Source organism: Martinezella calliandrae, assembly GCF_030272695.1.
Taxonomy (GTDB): domain Bacteria; phylum Pseudomonadota; class Alphaproteobacteria; order Rhizobiales; family Rhizobiaceae; genus Rhizobium; species Rhizobium calliandrae.
In genome coordinates this window covers 125,332-141,092 of record NZ_JARFYN010000002.1, presented here as the reverse complement: position 1 = coordinate 141,092, position 15,761 = coordinate 125,332, and the positions used below count along the sequence as shown (strand labels likewise).

Genomic DNA, 15,761 nt, shown 5'->3' with positions numbered 1-15,761 from the left:
CCCTAAAATGCGTAAATTTGCTAAAGCTTTAGCACTGTTGCTTGTCGTCGGCGCAGCCTCGCCGGTTTTCGCCGGAGATGCCAAGCCGTTCACCGATGCCAATGAAATCAATCTCCTTGATTTGCTACCGCCGCCGCCCGCAAACGACTCTGCACAGATGAAGGCCGAGTTAGGCGAAATCCTGACGATCCAGGTGACCCGCACGCCGGAAATGTCCGCTCGCGCCGTAGCCGATGCCGAAGAAAATATCTGGCGCTTCTCCGACGTCATCGACAATCCGAAATTCACCAAGGAAAACCTGCCGAAGTTCTCGGCATTTTTCGATCGCATCGTCGAGACAGAAGGCGCTGTCGTCGATCCGGCCAAGGACGTCTGGAAGCGCCCACGTCCGCATCTCTACAGCGATCTGGTGAAGCCGATCGTGCCGCTTTCCAAGTCCGGCTCCTATCCCTCGGGCCACACCACGCTCGGTACGCTGATGGGCGTCGTGCTGTCGAACATGGTGCCGGAAAAGCGCGACCTCATCATGGCTCGCGCCTGGGAATACGGCCATAACCGCATCGTCGGCGGTATTCACTACCCCACTGATATCGAAGCCGGCCGCATTTCAGGCGTCGTCATTGCGCAGACCATCATGACGCATGACGACTACAAGACCGAGTACGAAGCCGCCAAGGCTGAGCTGCGCACCGTCCTCGGCCTCTGATTTCGATCTCCAGCAATGCACAAGCCGCCGGATAATCTCCGGCGGCTTTGTTTACTCATTCCCCGAACCCGGCGCGCCTCCAAAGACATCATGTGGCTTGCGGCCCCATGATTCCAGCGTATACGCGGTAAGCCGTGCGAAGAAGGAGGCCGAACGATGACAGATGGAATAGTTCGATCGAAAAACGATCTCGCCCGGCGCATCGCCGAGGTGGCGACGTTGGAAGGCGAATTCGAACTGCCAAATTTCCAATCGATATTTCGACAAATACTGCTTTGAAGGCATGCCTTCGCTGCTGAAGCGCTTGCACGCGCCATGGCCGATCTCATCCCAGCCGAAACCGAGATTGTTGCCGGCCTCGAATTGAGAGGCATCCCGCTTGTGACGGCGATCTCGCTGGAGACCGGCCTTCCCGCGGCCTTCGTTCGCAAGGAGGCAAAGGCTTATGGAACCTGCCAGGCAATCGAGGGACAAGACGTTTTCAGCCGCCGCGTAACCTTCATCGAGGATGTGATTTCGACGGGCGGTGCAGTGAAAGATGCCCATCGCATGGCAGTCGGCTCGCAGGCGCACATTCTTGCCGTTGTCTGTGCGATCGGAGGTGCCCTGCGGTCCAAGGCCTTCCGCAACTTCGCGTCTTGTCCGCTTTTGCGAGAGCAGATCTGGAAAACGCCAATAGGCATAGGTATCGGCCGCGATTAGCATTGCGCTGGGGGCGAGCGTGCGAAAGCATTGCCCATGACAGAAATTGCCTGTAGTCACCGTCATTCTGGTAGTTAGAACAAGACGACTCATCTTGTTCTCGTCTTTTGGCCGGCATGATCTTTGCCCGAAAACCGCTGCCCGCCTTTTCGGGACCATGCCTTAATGGAGTGTGCCATCGATGAGCTTGTTGAATAGCGTACGCAACACGATCGTCCCGGTGCACAAAGAAGGGTATCCCTTCGTCGCTGGTTTTTTTGTTGCGTCGCTGGTTCTTGGCTGGATCTTCAAGCCGCTTTTTTGGATCGGCTTGATCTTCACGCTCTGGTGCGCCTATTTCTTCCGCGATCCCGAGCGCATGACGCCGCAGGACGACGATCTTGCCGTATCGCCTGCCGACGGCAAGGTCTCGGGCGTGCAGATGGTGACGCCGCCGGTTGAGCTCAATCTCGGCCACGAGCCGATGCTGCGCATCTCGATCTTCATGAACGTCTTCGACTGCCATGTGAACCGCTCGCCAATGCGCGGCCGTATCACCAATATCGCTTATCGCCAGGGCAGCTTCCTTAATGCGGAACTGGATAAGGCGAGCGAGCAGAACGAACGCAATGGTCTCGTCGTCGAGACAAAGCATGGCGAGATCGGCGTCGTGCAGATTGCCGGCCTCGTCGCCCGCCGCATCCTCTGCTTCGTCAATGAAAACGAATCGGTCGACGCGGGCGAGCGTATCGGCCTCATCCGTTTCGGCTCGCGCCTCGACGTCTTTCTGCCGGAGGGAGCAGCGCCTCGCGTCTCGGTCGGCCAAAGGGCGATCGCCGGCGAAACGGTGATTGCGGAATTCGGCTCCTCGAAGGGCCCCATCGTTAGCCGCCGCAGCTGAGCCCTGAGGAAGCGAGCGAGATGAAGACGCCTTTTCCACCCTTTGAGCCGCATGGTCCCAACGACGAGGCGCGCGGGCCGCGCCTGCGGGAAATCCCGCTGCGGCTGATCGTGCCGAACATGATCACCGTGCTGGCGATCTGCGCGGGCTTGACCGGCATTCGTCTCGCTTTCGAAAACCGCTACGAGCTCGCCGTGGTTGCCGTGCTGGTCGCTGCCTTCCTCGATGGGATCGACGGGCGCGTGGCGCGGCTGATGAAAGCCACCTCCAAGTTCGGCGCACAGATGGATTCGCTTGCCGATATCGTCAACTTCGGTGTCGCGCCGGCGCTTGTCATCTATGTCTTCCTGCTGGATCAGGCACGCTCGCTCGGCTGGATCGCGGCGCTGATCTATGCCATCGCGGCTGGCCTGCGGCTCGCGCGCTTCAACGTGATGGCGGAACGCGAGAACAAGGCGTCCTGGCAGTCTGAATATTTTGTCGGCGTGCCGGCGCCGGCCGGCGCGATGCTGGTATTGCTGCCGGTCTATCTCGGCTTCCTGGGGCTGACGCCCAGCAAAACCTTTGCCTATTGGGGTGCAGGCTACACCGTGCTGATCGCCTTCCTGCTGGTCAGCCGCCTGCCCGTCTGGTCCGGCAAATCGGAAAGCAGCCGCATCCGCCGCGATCTTGTGCTGCCGATCATGCTTGGCCTCGTCGTCTATGTGGCACTGCTGATGAGCTATACCTGGCATGTCATGGTGGTTACCGTCGTTGCCTATCTGCTATCACTGCCGTTCGGCGCGCGTTCCTGGACGCGCAAATACGGCACCTACACCATCAACGGCCCCGCCGATCCCGATGTCGACGATTCCAACGACGACATCGGCCGGCATATCTAGTCGAAACGCCGTGGCTATTTGACACTCACGACGGTTCATCGATTCGTCGTGTCAGCGCAACCTCTTAACGAAAAATAAACGCCTAAATTAGATAGATTGTACGTCAGAATTTCGCATTACACTCGCGAAATATGGTCGGTGTTTACAAAAGCTGATCGGCAAATGCCTTTGATTTGTCATGATTTATGACAAGAAAAGGCTACATGGCGGTGTGTCAAAAGACACCCTTGGGAACATTGCGAGGAGAAACACATGACGGCGAAGAAAGAAGAAGCGGCACAACCGCAAGCTAAGATCGACCCCAGCACACTCTATCGTCCGCTTGGCCTCAAGGCCGTCCTGGCAGCACATCTGATGCTGAAAAAGACCAAGCCGCTGGAAAAGAAACTCGCCTAAAGCTGCCGCATCCGCCAGTGGCCACAGAGTTTGGCCACAGTGGTTCATGACGATGCGATGCCGATCTCATGTAAAGCCGTTCAGAAGAGGCTTAGCTGGCCAGCGCCAACGTCCGGCTTCTTCGACGGCTTGATCAAAGGATCGACTGCGACGGGCGTCTGCAAATCCGACCCCATATTAGCGACCTTGTTGACGCGATCCGAAATCGGAATCGCCTCGAAAAAATTCTCCTGAACAGGCACCATCAGATCCTGGACTTCACGCGGCTCCTGCGTTTTGCAATCGAGCCAGCGGGTGAAATCTTCCGGCTTGATGACCACAGGCATGCGGTCGTGAATAGGCCGCATCGTTCGATTCGCCGATGTCGTTAAAATGGCGCCCGTATCGATCTCGGAACCATCGGCCGATGACCAGGTCTCCATCAGGCCGGCAAAGGCAATGACCCCGCCGGCCCGCGGACGGATCCAATAAGCCTGCGATTTCTCGCCGCTCGCCTTCGACGGGCGATGCCATTCGTAAAAGCCCGATGCCGGGATCAGAATGCGCCTGTGACGCATGGCGGCTCGGAATGAAGCCTTGCCGATCGCGGTTTCGGCCCGGGCATTGATCAAGAGCGGAAACTCCTTGGGGTCCTTCACCCAGGCCGGCGTAAAACCCCAGCGAACAAGTAGGGCGCGGCGATCCGGTAGATTGCTGCCCCGTTCCTGCCGGTCGCCTGAAATGACGACTAAAATCGGCTGCGTCGGAGCTATGTTATAGCGCGCGGGGAAATCTTCATGCTCGAGATAACCGAGCAATTCCCGCACTTCCTTCTCTGTTTGCGTCAATGCAAATCGTCCGCACATGCGGCTTGTGTTGCATCCTCAAAGAGTCGGGTCAAGGAGAAGGTCAGTAGCGAGGGCCGAAGAGAATAACGGCCGCGCCCGCAAGACAGACGGCGCCACCGGAGAGATCCCAACGATCCGGCAAGCGTCCCTCGATCATCCAGAGCCAGAGAATGGAAGCGACGATGTAGACGCCGCCATAGGCCGCAAAGGTACGCCCTGCAGCGTCGCTCGGCACCAGCGCCAGCAGCCAGGCGAACAACGCCAATGAGACCAGACCCGGTGCTAGCCACCAGATCGGCTTTGCCAGCCGGAGCCAGGCCCAGAAGGCAAAACAGCCGGCAATTTCAGCCAACGCAGCGAGAGCGTAAAGTCCATAGGTCATCATGGTTTTCATTGGCGTGCTGGTGGCCCCGATTCGTCGCCGTTTTCTTTCTCGAGTAAAAGGACTTTCATCCCGGACAACAAGGGTCGTATCTTATGGAGTGAGAAGCTTCCACGCCCACCCCTCATTGTCGCCGATATTTTCATTAGAATCCGAATTGACCCATGACCTCTATCCCGCGCCTCGCCTCCTCCGCCATCCTCGAACGTGACGGCCGCTTCCTGCTGGTGTTGCGGCGCAATCCGCCATCTGCCGATATGTACGCCTTTCCGGGCGGGCGGGCAGAAGATGGCGAAACACCGACGGAAACGGCATTGCGGGAGTTCAAGGAAGAGACAGGAATAATTGCTCGCAATCCTCGCCTTTTCGAAACTTACGATCTCAGAAGCCATGCAGCAGACGGGAGGCTCACCAGTCATTTCTTTCTGTCGGTCTTCCTGGTCGATGCCGACGAGGATGCGATTGCCGAAGCCGCCGACGATGCCGCGGCAATCGGGTGGTATTCGCTGGAAGAGCTCCGCCACTTGCCCGTTCCTGCGAGCGTGCTCGAATGTGCCGAACGGCTGGCGACGGCGCGGGTCTAATAATGTGTCCGGGGCTCTGGCGTTAACGATGCGTGATAAAAACGGCGTGGAAAGCGAGGTTTTCGCCTTGTTCCCGTCATGCTTGCCGTATCAATTGGGTTCATGAATTATCGTCGCCTCATCAAGCTGCTTCCGATCTGCGCCGCGCTAACGGCCGCATTTCCGGCCTTTGCGCAGCCTGCGGCGACAGCTCCGGAGGTGCAGGTGCCCGACGCAGGCGGTGGTACAGAACGGCCCGCGCCCTATGACGACCAGCTGTCACGGCTCGCCGAAATTCTTGGATCGATCCACTATCTGCGCAATCTCTGCCACACCGAAAAAGAAGATTCCTGGCGAGCCGATATGCAGCGATTGCTCGATACCGAGACCAAAGACGAACCGAAACGAAAAGAAAGACTGACCGCCTCTTTCAACCGTGGATATAGATCCTTCGCATCGGTTTACACGGACTGCACGCTGCAAGCCATCGTCGCCGAGGAGCGATACCGTAACGAAGGTGCAACACTTGCCACAGAAATAACCGCTCGCTTTGGAAATTGACGATTTATTAACCCCTTTTCCCACCGAGCCGTGTCGTTTTAGGAAAAGGCTGATAAAGTCGTTAATCAAGCGGTAAGGACATGGACGTCTCGAGGAACGAAACAATGGAACCAAGCCTGAACGACATCGACGACATGATTGTCCACGAAAAAAGGCAGGCAGCACTGGAATACCAGAATGAGGCCTGGGCTGACGGGATGGCTGATGGTATCGAGCCGGAAATCATCGCCGACGCCGCAATTGCCCATGCTATTCGCGAGACTATTCGCATCCATGGCGAACAAGGCGCGGAAGCCTTGCTCGAATCGCTTAGGGAACGCATGCTTGCTGGTGAATTCTCTCCGAACCGCACCTTGCAATAATAGCCAGAGATCCCTTATGCACATCCTATCGGGCAATGAGTCTCGACATTCCATTGCCTTGCTTGCCGCCGCCATGTTTTTTGGCAGCCTCGCTCAGCCTTTGCCCTCCTTTGCTTTCTCCCAGCTCAATCCGCCCACCACCAAGCCGGGCGTTCATGGGAAATCAGCGCAGCGCAGCAATGACAGGCCGGTCGAAGAGGCGCTTGAAGCACCCTCAAAGACACTCCCCATGCCCGACCCGCTGATCAACAGCCAGGCCGGACAGAGCAGCACGACACCCAGCAATGCCCCGAATGGCGGCAAGCAGGCGGAGATCCTCTTCGACATCAGCAAGGTGCCGGAGCCGGTGCGCAAGCTGCGCGAGATGATTGTCGAGGCCGCCGCCTCCGGTGAACTCGAGCGTCTGCGTCCGCTCATGAATGTCGGCGGTGGTCTCAATCAGACCCAGGTGACGGCAGACGATCCGGGCGAAGATCCGATCAAGACGTTGCATGACCTTTCCGGCGACCCTGACGGCATCGAAATCCTCTCGATTCTCCTCGACATCATGTCGACCGGCTTTGCCCATATCGGCCAGGGCACATCCGATGAAATGTATGTCTGGCCCTATTTCGCCGAAAAGGACATCAAGACCCTGACAGCGCCGGAAAAGGTCGATCTGATGCGCATCGTGACCGCTGGCGACTTTTCCGATATGCTGGAATTCGGCGGCTATAATTTCTATCGCGTCGGCATCACGCCTGATGGCAAATGGAAATTCTTCACCTCAGGCGAATGATCCGGCCGCAGAACTTGCGGTTCTCGACCGAAGGCCCTACCTCTGATGGATAGGCCAAATTAGCGGGTCCACCATGCCAGCCGTATTCCTGAGAGATCGCTCATTTCTTCGCGTTACCGGCGCGGAGGCAGAGCCCTTCCTGCATAATCTCATTACAACCGATCTCACCTCGCTTGGTGCGGACGAGGCACGCCCCGGAGCGCTGCTTACGCCGCAGGGTAAGATTCTGTTCGACTTCATGATCTGGCGCGATGGTTCCGGCTTTGTGCTGGAGACCGATACGGTGCAAAGGGACGGCCTTCTGAAGCGCCTCACCATGTATCGGCTGCGCGCGCCGGTCGATTTTTCTGCAATCGAGACCGAAGGCGTCACTGCCGCCTGGGGCGAGAATGCGGCCGAAAGCCGCAAGGACAGCCGCTTCACCAAGGCGGGTATCACACTAACACGTACGCCCGGCCAGCACGGCGACGACGCCGAGACCCTCTATCAGACGCTGCGCATCGCCAATGGCATTGCGACTTCCGGATTGGACTTTGCGCTGCAGGACGCTTTTCCGCATGACGTGCTGATGGATCTCAACGGCGGCCTCGGCTTCCGCAAGGGCTGCTATGTCGGGCAGGAAGTGGTTTCCCGCATGCAGCATCGCGGCACGGCGCGCCGACGGGTCGTCGTGGTGAGCGGTAGCAGCGATCTGCCTGCCACCGGCGCCGAATTGACCATCGGCGGCAAATCGATCGGCACGCTCGGCTCGACCTACGGCGCCAAGGGTCTTGCGATCGTCCGCATCGACCGCGCCGGCGAGGGCATCGCCGCCAGCAAGCCAATCCTGGCGGGGGATCGCGAAGTTTCGCTTACGCTTCCCCCTTGGTCCGGCCTCTCCTTCCCCACACCGGCCGATGAGGCCTCGGCATGACAGCGGGTGATACCCCGCGCGCCTGGCAGCGCATGCTGTCTGGCCGCAGGCTCGATCTGTTGGATCCCTCTCCGCTCGACGTCGAGATCAGCGACATCGCCCACGGGCTTGCCCGCGTGGCGCGCTGGAACGGTCAGACCTCCGGGGATCACGCCTTTTCCGTCGCTCAACACAGCCTTGTGGTGGAGGCGATCTTCCGCTATCTCAACAAAGCAACGCCGGACGAGCTGTTAGCGGCGCTGCTGCACGATGCCCCGGAATATGTCATTGGCGATATGATCTCGCCGTTCAAATCCGTGGTCGGCGGCGATTACAAGGTGGTAGAGAAGCGCCTGGAAGCCGCAATCTACAGACGCTTTGCCCTGCCGCCGCATTGCGGACCGGAGCTGAAGGAAAAGATCAAGAAGGCCGATACAGTTTCGGCTTATTTCGAGGCGACCCTGCTCGCAGGCTTTACGCCGCAGGAAGCGCGCAAGTTCTTCGGCCAGCCTCGCGGCATCACGCGAGACATGTTGCCGATCGAGCCGATGCCGGCGATCGAGGCGCAGCGGCTTTTCCTGGCGCGTTTCGACGCGATTGAGGCCGAACGGGCCGCCGTGAGGGCTGAGGCATGACCGCGATCATCGTATCCCCGCTGGCCCGCATTGCCCAGATGGCCGTTCTCCACGGCGTATCTGAAATGATCAGTCTGATGGCGAAGGAACAGATGTTTCATCGGCCCGCCGTGATCAAGGCACAACGGCACCTTTTGCTCGGCATGAACGACATCAGCTTTGCCGGAACCGGTGATCTCATCGCACCGCAGGAGATCCATGTTCGTCAGATCATCGATTTCGCCAGGAATTGGGACCGCAGCTCGCCGCTGCTGATCCATTGCTGGATGGGCGTTTCGCGATCGCCTGCAGCAGCGCTGATCGCGGCGTTGGCTGTCAATCCGGAAGAGGACGATCTTGCGCTGGCGCATCGCCTGCGCGCCGCCTCGCCTTATGCGACGCCGAACACTCGGCTGATGATGATCGGGGACGAAGTGCTTGATCGCAAAGGCCGGCTCGTCGACGCCGTTAAAGCGATCGGCCGTGGCGCCGATGCGGACGGCAACGCACCCTTCGTCCTGCCGTTGCTGACGGAAATCAACGTCACATAAATGCGGAGACTGCGCAACCTCCGTCGATTTTTCAGGCAATCCGAGGGCGCCAATCAGGCGGCAGCACTATCAGACGGATCGGGGTCATACTGACCATAGGTGTTCTGATAGACATTCATCGACGCCTGCATCTCGCTGATGAAAACTTCCAACGCGTTTTGGCCGCTATTGTGGCTGGTGCTCGTGCCGCTACTGTCACTATTGCTGGAGGTCTGCTTCAGTGACAGCATATCGGCTGCGGACGAGTCCGTGGTCTTCAGCACGTCGAGACCCTCGGCGAACTGATCCTTGTTCAACGAGCCGGAGCCCTGAGTATCTATGCTCTTGAACAGATTTTCGGCGTCACTTTGGCTCATGTCCTTCGGCCGTCCGGCAACGAACTCGTCGGATGAAACCTTGCCGTCATGGTTGGTATCGAGGCTGGCGAACAGCTGGTCCATCGGCGACTGATCGGTCGAACTGCCGCTCGACGAAGCCGTACTGTTCTGACTGCCACCGCTGGCGCCGCTCTGCTGCATCTGCAGCAGCATTGAAGCCAGGTTGCTCGAAAATGTATCCGTCGCGCTCGGGTCGCTGCTGTCTTCGTCGTTGAGGATACTTGCCGACAGAAGACCGGATTGCGCCGCTTCCTTCAGTTCCCGCGTGTCCACGATGCCGTCGCCATTTTTATCAAGGGGATTGTACGAGGCAGCCGTCATGCTGCTTCCAACTGAAGAAATACCACTCATCCAAATCTCCTAAAGTAAACGCCATCGGGCGTTTTCGGTGGGACGCAGTACGCTCGTTGAAATGCCGATTGGATAGGCCGATTTGCAGGGGCGGTCAAAGATAGGTGTTAATTGATCATTAACCCCAATTGACAGGTATCGAATCATATTGGCGGTGGGCATCCGTGCGAGGAAGACAACCAGTGCTTGGCGAGAATTCGGACGACTGCCCGAATCACTCTTGAGAGAAAGCTATTCGATGACTGCGCAAGCCACCCGTTTGCCGGCGCCTCCAACGGGCTGGCTGCGATAATCATCGGACTCTTCATGGATCATCAGCGTCCGGCCGCGAATGCCGTTCTTGCCGTCGAGTTTCACCATGCTGTTGAACACCTGGGCCCGCAGCTTGCCATCCTGATCGACGTATTGATTGGGCATGTCGCCGGCTTGAGGGCCGTTAGCCGCGAGCATGCCGTGCTCGGCATTTGTGGGATTGAAATGGCCGCCGGCAGATTCGAACCCGTGCGTATGGTCGCAATGGCCGTTCTCATGGATATGGAAGGCAACCCAGCGGTTGACCGGAAGACCGGAGACGTCGAGTTCGATCAGTACGCCCGTCTTCGCCTCAGTCAGAACCGCTCGTCCCGCCTGTTTGCCATCGAGACCGACGAAATTGGCAATCGCCGTCTGCTTGTCCTGTGCCACCGCAGATGAACCTGCCGCCAAAACCAGAGCCGCCGCGATAATGATAGTCCTCATGGAACATTCTCCCGTTTGACGTCAATGCAACGCATCACCGGGGCGGGTGTTCCCGCCAAGGGAGAAATGAGTGCTCTCGACACAAATGAGCGGTCCGCCGGCAACCGGCGAACCGCTACAACGATTAGAGCAAAAACGGTTGGTCAGGCCACCATGCTGTCCGTGTCGTATTGGCCGTAGGTGCTGTTGTAGGCATCCATAGGCGCCAGTAGACCAAAGTCGTTAGCATTATTGGCTTCGGGCGATGTGTTTGTCAGCGTCGCACCGCCACCGGGTAGTTGCATGAGCTTTGCAATCAGGCTGCCCATTGCCCCATTCCTGTTGCTGTTAGCGATCGCATCGGCTTCGAGGATGCCCGGACGCTCGTCAGCCTCTCGCTCCTCGCGGCTCAAAATACCGTCGCCATTTGCATCTAGCCGCGAAAGCGTGCCCCGATAAGCATAAGAACTGTTGGATGTCGAAGATACATGGGACATACAAACCTCCTAGGGTAGGAGCCGCCTCATGCGACGTCGTTTGTACGCAATACGTTCTGGTTAACTGCAATGTTGATAGGCTGATTTGCCGCTCGGGTAAAGACGAATTGTTAATGGCTATTAACAATAGTTCCCAAGTTATAAATCGCACTTTACTAATAAGCTTGCGGTGGTCCGCCACGCGAAGCATATCACCTTTCGTTGCGTAATCCTCTGAAATCATAGGGAAAATCGGTAGACTGACCCTTACTGTCCCGCGCATTTCGTATAATGTGATGACAGAAGCCCATGGAGGAGACATGATGGATCTGTTGCTGATCGTAGTTGTGGTCGTGGGCATTGTGATACTGCGCAGCTACAATCAACGGCTACAACGACTGGAAAGCCGTGTTCAAGAGCTGCAAAATGCACTCGCCGGTCATGTGCCGGCCGTTGAAGCTAGCGAATCAGCAGAACCTGCTGAGGCAGTCTCCCAGCTCCCAGGCAGTCCAATTGAGCCACCGACCGAAACCGCCGCAGGGTCATCAACCGAATCGAAAGAAGCGGCCTTCGCTGAAGCTAGCACCCAAGAGCAAGAAGAGGAGTTTGTCGCCCTAGCGCTTACCCAAAAAGAAGAAAGCCTGGAGAGTACGATCGGTGCCCGCTGGGCCGTCTGGGTGGGCGGAATCGCGCTGGCGCTTGGCGGCATCTTCCTGGTCAAATATTCGATTGAAAGCGGCTTGCTCAGCCCAGCCATGCGGCTGGTGCTTGCCGCCATCTTCGGCCTCTTCCTCGCCGCCGCTGGCGAAATCATCCGGCGCCGGTCAGAACCCGTGCTCGTCAATACCTTCCAGAACGCGATGATCCCCGGTGTGCTGACGGCGGCTGGCGTCGTCGCCCTGTTTGGCTCGACCTATACTGCCTATGGCATTTACGGCTTCATCGGGCCGGCGGCCGCCTTCGTCCTTCTTGGACTGATCTCGGTCGCCACACTTGGCCTGTCGCTGCTGCATGGCCAGGCGCTTGCCGGGCTTGGCCTCTTGGCTTCCATGGTCACGCCGGCGCTTATCGCCTCGACGGCGCCGAGACCCTGGACGCTTTTCGGCTATCTCGTCTTCACCTGGCTCGTTACCATCGCCGCATCGCGGCTGCGCCGCTGGCACCTCGTACCGTCCTTCGCCAACGCCCTCCTCAGCATCTGGCCGCTGCTTTACATTTTCAACAGCGACGCTGTCGATCTGACGCCGGTGACTCTGACCGTGCTGGCGATGATCGCCGGCATGATATTCATTTGGCCGGGACACTACGACGTAGCGGGAACTGCCGGGGAAAGTGCCGGTTTGGCCGGATCCGAGGGCCCCTCTCCCTCCTCGACCGCCAGCCATTGGACTGCGTTCCTGACGCGCGCGCCGCTTGGGATGACGCTGACGGCATCCATCGGCGCCGCTGCCGTCGCCTTGTCACTGCTTATCTACAGCCTTTCGAACGGATATCCGCTCACGGATGCTTCCTTTCCGTTTGCAGCGATTGTTGCGGCCGTCGCGGCGTTCGGTGCCAGCCGCACATATGCGGCCTGGGCGGCAATTCTGGCGGCGCTGGCGGCCGGCTTTGGCATGTTCATCGCCCTGATGCAACCGGAGATCGGTGCGGAACTGAATATCGCGCAGATCGTTCCGGCGTTATCCTATCTCGTCGCCTACGATGGTCTCAGCCTCGGCGCGGTTTTCGTCCTGGTCGGCTTCTTCTTTCTCAGGCGTTTTGGCGAAAGCGAGAGGCCCTTTGGGACTCTGTGGGGCATCATCATGGTCGCCACGCCGCTGACAATTGCAGTGATCAGTTATGTCACCTTTGGCAACTGGACACGCGACTGGCTGCATGGGCTCTACGGCATCGGGCTTGGTATCGTCCTGCTGGCGCTCGCCGAATGGCTGGATCGCCGATCCTTCAAAGAGAAAATAGCGCTGCCGTCCAACATCTTCGCCGCCGGTTCTTTCGCCGCTTTCGTCTTGGCTGTGCACACGCTGACCCATGACGCTCTCCCGACGATCCTGCTGCCGGTGCTTGGCACGGCATTTCTCCTCGCTGGACGCGCCCGCTCGTGGCCGGCCCTGCCTTGGATGATGGTCGCCGCGTTGATCATCGTCCTGGGTCGCATCGCCTGGCAGCCAACCATTGTCGATCCCGGTGAGCTCGGCACGACGCCAGTGTTCAACATGCTGCTCGCCGGTTACGGTATCCCCGCGGCGCTCGCGGCCTGGTCCGCCTTTGAAGTCAGGGGTTCACCGGACCTCAGACTGCGTAACACCCTGCAGGCACTCACGAGCTTCCTGGTGCTGCTGACCGTCGCCATGCTGGTGCGCCATGCGATGAACGGCGGCGTCTTGAACGCGAACATTCCAACCCTTGGCGAACAATCGATCTACACATTGCTGGCGATCGGCGCTTCCGCGACGCTGATGGCGCTCGATGTCAGCGCATCGAGCCATGTCTTTCGTTACGGCGGAATGGCGCTCGGTGTCCTCTCCGTCATCCTGATTCTGACGCTGCATCTGTTCGGCCTCAATCCCTTCATCACAGGCGAAAGCACGGGTCAGATCCCCTTCTTCAACCTCCTGATGCTCGGTTACCTTCTGCCAGCGCTCGCCTATGGCGGGGTGGCGCTCTATGGGCGGCACAGACGGCCCCTGCCCCTTGTGATGATGCTTGCCGTCGCCGGGGCGGTGATGGCCTTTGCATGGGCGACGCTATCCGTGCGCCGCTTCTGGCAGGGCGAATATATCCCGTTCTGGAACGGCGTTATTCAGGGGGAACTCTACTCGTACTCCGTTGTCTGGCTGCTGATCGGCATCGCCCTCCTCTGGCTCGGTGCACGCTTCGACGCCCGCAGCCTGCGTATCGCGTCGGCTGCGCTCGTTTTCGTCACTGTCGTGAAGGTCTTCCTCATCGACATGGCAAACCTGGAGGGCTTCCTGCGCGCTCTGTCCTTCATCGGCCTTGGCGCGGTACTGATCGGCATTGGCCTGTTCTATCAAAAGGTCTTGAGCGGCAAGAAAGCGACGGAATGATTGCAGCGAATCTCTACGCCCGGTAGGAACGCGCAGGATCATTCCGACAAATCATTGCGATACGGGGCCGAGGATGGACACCAACAGAATGGCGCGAGCCTTTGCCCCTTTCGAGGCGCTGGCTGCAGACCTCATTCCGCATGCGGCCGATGGCGACGACGGCTCGCACGACATCGCCCACATCCTGCGCGTCTTCAAGAACGCCATGTCCATCCAGGCGGAAGAAGGCGGCGATCCCCGCATCCTTGCTGCCGCCGTATTGCTGCATGATTGCGTCTCGGTAGAGAAGAATTCGCCGCATCGCGCTCAGGCATCGAGGCTGGCGGCCGTGAAGGCGGCCGGCATATTGCGACTGCTCGGATGGGCCGGCGAGGATATCGCCTCCGTAGCGCACGCGATCATCACGCACAGCTTCTCCGCCAATCTTCCACCGGAAACGCTGGAGGCGAAAATGTTGCAGGATGCCGACCGGCTGGATGCAATCGGCATGGTTGGCGCTGCCCGTTGTTTCTATATCGCAGGCCGACTGGGCTCGGGTCTCTACGATCCGTACGACCCTCTCGCCACCAAGCGGCCGCTGGACGACAAGTGCTTCGCCATTGACCATTTCGAGACAAAGCTGTTCAAACTGGCGGATGGGTTCCAGACCGAAACTGGCCGGAGGTTCGCTGGCGAGCGGCATGAGCGGTTGAAGACGGTTCTGGCGATGTTCATCGACGAAATCTGAGGGCTATTCATGCGGGTCAGCGATCTCTTCATCTATCCGCTCAAGAGCGCACGTGGCATTGCCATTCCGTCCGCCACAATCGACGCTTTCGGCCTCATCGGCGATCGTCGCGCCATGCTAATCGACCCCTCCGGTCGCTTCATCACGCAACGCGAATTGCAGGATCTTGCCCGCATCGACGTCCAGCCCGGCCCCTCCTACCTGCGCCTGAAAATGGAGGGAAAGGCCGACATTATCGTGCCACCGCCGCACCCGGACAACCGCATGGACGTGAACATCTGGAAGTCTACCGTGAACGCTTCCATCGCCGATGCGGAGACGAACAAGGCGTTGTCGGCCTGGCTCGGCCGCGACGTCAAAATGGTGTTCTTCGACAGCTTTGCGAAACGCATCGCCAATCCGGCATGGGCAGGCAGCGACACGCCGGTCACCTTCGTCGACGGATACCAGATCCTAATCACCACCACTGGCTCGCTGAAGGCGCTAAATGCCGCTCTTGCAGCCCATGGGGAAGGGTCGGTCGCCATGGCGCGCTTCCGCCCCAACATCGTCATCGATTGCGATGAGGCGTGGCCCGAGGACCGCTGGGCGGCAATCGAGGTCGGCGGCATTCGCCTCGACCTCGTCAAGCCCTGTGACCGCTGCATCATGACGACGCAGGACCAGAAAACCGGCTCGCGCGATGTTCCAAACCCGATCCCGGCCATGGGGCGTGTCCGCATGTCTGCCGACCGCCGAGTCCCCGGCCTCCTCTTCGGCTGGAATGCCGTACCGCGCGGCGAAGGCTCTGTGATGATCGGCGATACAGTGACGGTGATCGAGAAACGGCCCGAGGGCTGGGCGTTCAAGCGGCGATAGTCGCTCCTCTGTCACCTATGTTTGGTACTTGCAGGCCTGGGGCAGCAGGTTCATGTTCATGCTCGTCCTTTAATTGAAGCCCGGCGGTTGCTGCC

The 15,761-nt window shown here is 59.0% G+C and carries 20 protein-coding genes; 15 read left to right on the top strand and 5 right to left on the bottom strand.

What is annotated here, in order from left to right:
* Positions 1–7 precede the first annotated feature (7 nt).
* The 5 genes from PY650_RS02220 (at position 8) to PY650_RS02200 (ending at position 3,565) form a co-directional block, all read left to right on the top strand.
* Positions 8–706: an acid phosphatase gene (locus PY650_RS02220; protein WP_285877441.1), complete on the top strand. Its 699-nt coding sequence runs from the start codon at positions 8–10 to the stop codon at positions 704–706.
* A 315-nt stretch (positions 707–1,021) separates the two neighbouring features.
* On the top strand, positions 1,022–1,408 hold the full coding sequence (locus tag PY650_RS02215) for an orotate phosphoribosyltransferase (RefSeq protein ID WP_285877440.1): 387 nt from the start codon (positions 1,022–1,024) through the stop codon (positions 1,406–1,408).
* Positions 1,409–1,589: 181 nt separating this feature from the next.
* Complete coding sequence (locus PY650_RS02210; RefSeq protein WP_285877439.1) at positions 1,590–2,288, top strand: phosphatidylserine decarboxylase; 699 nt, start codon at positions 1,590–1,592, stop codon at positions 2,286–2,288.
* A gap of 20 nt (positions 2,289–2,308) precedes the next feature.
* Positions 2,309–3,169, top strand: coding sequence for a CDP-diacylglycerol--serine O-phosphatidyltransferase (gene pssA, locus PY650_RS02205; RefSeq protein WP_285877438.1), 861 nt, complete (start codon positions 2,309–2,311; stop codon positions 3,167–3,169).
* 252 nt (positions 3,170–3,421) lie between these two features.
* Positions 3,422–3,565, top strand: a complete 144-nt coding sequence (locus PY650_RS02200; protein ID WP_285877437.1) for a hypothetical protein — start codon at positions 3,422–3,424, stop codon at positions 3,563–3,565.
* 80 nt (positions 3,566–3,645) lie between these two features.
* Here PY650_RS02200 and PY650_RS02195 read toward each other — a convergent pair whose 3' ends face one another.
* Together PY650_RS02195 and PY650_RS02190 are read right to left on the bottom strand one after the other, a co-directional pair.
* Positions 3,646–4,410: an SOS response-associated peptidase gene (locus tag PY650_RS02195; RefSeq protein WP_285877436.1), complete on the bottom strand. Its 765-nt coding sequence runs from the start codon at positions 4,408–4,410 to the stop codon at positions 3,646–3,648.
* 43 nt (positions 4,411–4,453) lie between these two features.
* Positions 4,454–4,774, bottom strand: a complete 321-nt coding sequence (locus PY650_RS02190; RefSeq protein ID WP_285877435.1) for a YnfA family protein — start codon at positions 4,772–4,774, stop codon at positions 4,454–4,456.
* Between the two features lie 164 nt (positions 4,775–4,938).
* Here PY650_RS02190 and PY650_RS02185 point away from each other — a divergent pair, with 164 nt between their 5' ends.
* The 7 genes from PY650_RS02185 (at position 4,939) to PY650_RS02155 (ending at position 9,095) form a co-directional block, all read left to right on the top strand.
* Positions 4,939–5,358 carry an NUDIX hydrolase gene (locus PY650_RS02185; protein ID WP_285877434.1) on the top strand — a complete coding sequence of 140 codons (420 nt, stop codon included), beginning with the start codon at positions 4,939–4,941 and terminating at the stop codon, positions 5,356–5,358.
* A gap of 78 nt (positions 5,359–5,436) precedes the next feature.
* On the top strand, positions 5,437–5,898 hold the full coding sequence (locus PY650_RS02180; RefSeq protein WP_432761474.1) for a TIGR02301 family protein: 462 nt from the start codon (positions 5,437–5,439) through the stop codon (positions 5,896–5,898).
* Positions 5,899–6,002: 104 nt separating this feature from the next.
* On the top strand, positions 6,003–6,260 hold the full coding sequence (locus PY650_RS02175) for a hypothetical protein (protein ID WP_285877432.1): 258 nt from the start codon (positions 6,003–6,005) through the stop codon (positions 6,258–6,260).
* Positions 6,261–6,276: 16 nt separating this feature from the next.
* Positions 6,277–7,038 (top strand): hypothetical protein, encoded by a 762-nt coding sequence (locus PY650_RS02170; RefSeq protein ID WP_285877431.1) that lies wholly within the window; start codon positions 6,277–6,279, stop codon positions 7,036–7,038.
* Positions 7,039–7,111: 73 nt separating this feature from the next.
* The gene (gene ygfZ, locus PY650_RS02165; RefSeq protein ID WP_285877430.1) at positions 7,112–7,951 is read left to right on the top strand and encodes a CAF17-like 4Fe-4S cluster assembly/insertion protein YgfZ; all 840 of its coding nucleotides are present in this window, start codon (positions 7,112–7,114) and stop codon (positions 7,949–7,951) included.
* Entirely contained in the window at positions 7,948–8,565 is a 618-nt protein-coding gene (locus PY650_RS02160) for a YfbR-like 5'-deoxynucleotidase (RefSeq protein ID WP_285877429.1), read from the top strand. The genes ygfZ and PY650_RS02160 overlap by 4 nt, the downstream gene beginning before the upstream one ends.
* Positions 8,562–9,095, top strand: coding sequence for a tyrosine phosphatase family protein (locus tag PY650_RS02155; RefSeq protein ID WP_285877428.1), 534 nt, complete (start codon positions 8,562–8,564; stop codon positions 9,093–9,095). Before PY650_RS02160 ends, PY650_RS02155 begins: the two co-directional genes overlap by 4 nt.
* A gap of 53 nt (positions 9,096–9,148) precedes the next feature.
* Here the strand turns inward: PY650_RS02155 and PY650_RS02150 are convergent, their stop codons facing one another.
* From PY650_RS02150 to PY650_RS02140, 3 genes are all read right to left on the bottom strand, one after another.
* The gene (locus tag PY650_RS02150; RefSeq protein ID WP_285877427.1) at positions 9,149–9,823 is read right to left on the bottom strand and encodes an EF-hand domain-containing protein; all 675 of its coding nucleotides are present in this window, start codon (positions 9,821–9,823) and stop codon (positions 9,149–9,151) included.
* Positions 9,824–10,054: 231 nt separating this feature from the next.
* Positions 10,055–10,561 (bottom strand): superoxide dismutase family protein, encoded by a 507-nt coding sequence (locus PY650_RS02145; RefSeq protein ID WP_285877426.1) that lies wholly within the window; start codon positions 10,559–10,561, stop codon positions 10,055–10,057.
* A 143-nt stretch (positions 10,562–10,704) separates the two neighbouring features.
* On the bottom strand, positions 10,705–11,037 hold the full coding sequence (locus tag PY650_RS02140; RefSeq protein WP_285877425.1) for a hypothetical protein: 333 nt from the start codon (positions 11,035–11,037) through the stop codon (positions 10,705–10,707).
* A gap of 302 nt (positions 11,038–11,339) precedes the next feature.
* Here PY650_RS02140 and PY650_RS02135 point away from each other — a divergent pair, with 302 nt between their 5' ends.
* From PY650_RS02135 to PY650_RS02125, 3 genes are all read left to right on the top strand, one after another.
* Positions 11,340–14,081, top strand: a complete 2,742-nt coding sequence (locus tag PY650_RS02135) for a DUF2339 domain-containing protein (RefSeq protein WP_432761479.1) — start codon at positions 11,340–11,342, stop codon at positions 14,079–14,081.
* 73 nt (positions 14,082–14,154) lie between these two features.
* Positions 14,155–14,808: an HD domain-containing protein gene (locus PY650_RS02130; protein WP_285877423.1), complete on the top strand. Its 654-nt coding sequence runs from the start codon at positions 14,155–14,157 to the stop codon at positions 14,806–14,808.
* 9 nt (positions 14,809–14,817) lie between these two features.
* Entirely contained in the window at positions 14,818–15,666 is an 849-nt protein-coding gene (locus tag PY650_RS02125) for an MOSC domain-containing protein (RefSeq protein ID WP_285877422.1), read from the top strand.
* Positions 15,667–15,761: the final 95 nt, after the last annotated feature.

Coding starts and splice junctions, on each gene's coding strand:
- PY650_RS02220 (WP_285877441.1), top strand. CDS start 8: ATGCGTAAATTTGCTAAAGCTTTAGCACTGTTGCTTGTCGTCGGCGCA.
- PY650_RS02190 (WP_285877435.1), bottom strand. CDS start 4,774: ATGACCTATGGACTTTACGCTCTCGCTGCGTTGGCTGAAATTGCCGGC.
- ygfZ (WP_285877430.1), top strand. CDS start 7,112: ATGCCAGCCGTATTCCTGAGAGATCGCTCATTTCTTCGCGTTACCGGC.
- PY650_RS02180 (WP_432761474.1), top strand. CDS start 5,437: ATGCTTGCCGTATCAATTGGGTTCATGAATTATCGTCGCCTCATCAAG.
- pssA (WP_285877438.1), top strand. CDS start 2,309: ATGAAGACGCCTTTTCCACCCTTTGAGCCGCATGGTCCCAACGACGAG.
- PY650_RS02155 (WP_285877428.1), top strand. CDS start 8,562: ATGACCGCGATCATCGTATCCCCGCTGGCCCGCATTGCCCAGATGGCC.
- PY650_RS02170 (WP_285877431.1), top strand. CDS start 6,277: ATGCACATCCTATCGGGCAATGAGTCTCGACATTCCATTGCCTTGCTT.
- PY650_RS02210 (WP_285877439.1), top strand. CDS start 1,590: ATGAGCTTGTTGAATAGCGTACGCAACACGATCGTCCCGGTGCACAAA.
- PY650_RS02140 (WP_285877425.1), bottom strand. CDS start 11,037: ATGTCCCATGTATCTTCGACATCCAACAGTTCTTATGCTTATCGGGGC.
- PY650_RS02160 (WP_285877429.1), top strand. CDS start 7,948: ATGACAGCGGGTGATACCCCGCGCGCCTGGCAGCGCATGCTGTCTGGC.
- PY650_RS02215 (WP_285877440.1), top strand. CDS start 1,022: ATGGCCGATCTCATCCCAGCCGAAACCGAGATTGTTGCCGGCCTCGAA.
- PY650_RS02135 (WP_432761479.1), top strand. CDS start 11,340: ATGGATCTGTTGCTGATCGTAGTTGTGGTCGTGGGCATTGTGATACTG.
- PY650_RS02145 (WP_285877426.1), bottom strand. CDS start 10,561: ATGAGGACTATCATTATCGCGGCGGCTCTGGTTTTGGCGGCAGGTTCA.
- PY650_RS02195 (WP_285877436.1), bottom strand. CDS start 4,410: ATGTGCGGACGATTTGCATTGACGCAAACAGAGAAGGAAGTGCGGGAA.
- PY650_RS02175 (WP_285877432.1), top strand. CDS start 6,003: ATGGAACCAAGCCTGAACGACATCGACGACATGATTGTCCACGAAAAA.
- PY650_RS02200 (WP_285877437.1), top strand. CDS start 3,422: ATGACGGCGAAGAAAGAAGAAGCGGCACAACCGCAAGCTAAGATCGAC.
- PY650_RS02150 (WP_285877427.1), bottom strand. CDS start 9,823: ATGAGTGGTATTTCTTCAGTTGGAAGCAGCATGACGGCTGCCTCGTAC.
- PY650_RS02185 (WP_285877434.1), top strand. CDS start 4,939: ATGACCTCTATCCCGCGCCTCGCCTCCTCCGCCATCCTCGAACGTGAC.
- PY650_RS02130 (WP_285877423.1), top strand. CDS start 14,155: ATGGACACCAACAGAATGGCGCGAGCCTTTGCCCCTTTCGAGGCGCTG.
- PY650_RS02125 (WP_285877422.1), top strand. CDS start 14,818: ATGCGGGTCAGCGATCTCTTCATCTATCCGCTCAAGAGCGCACGTGGC.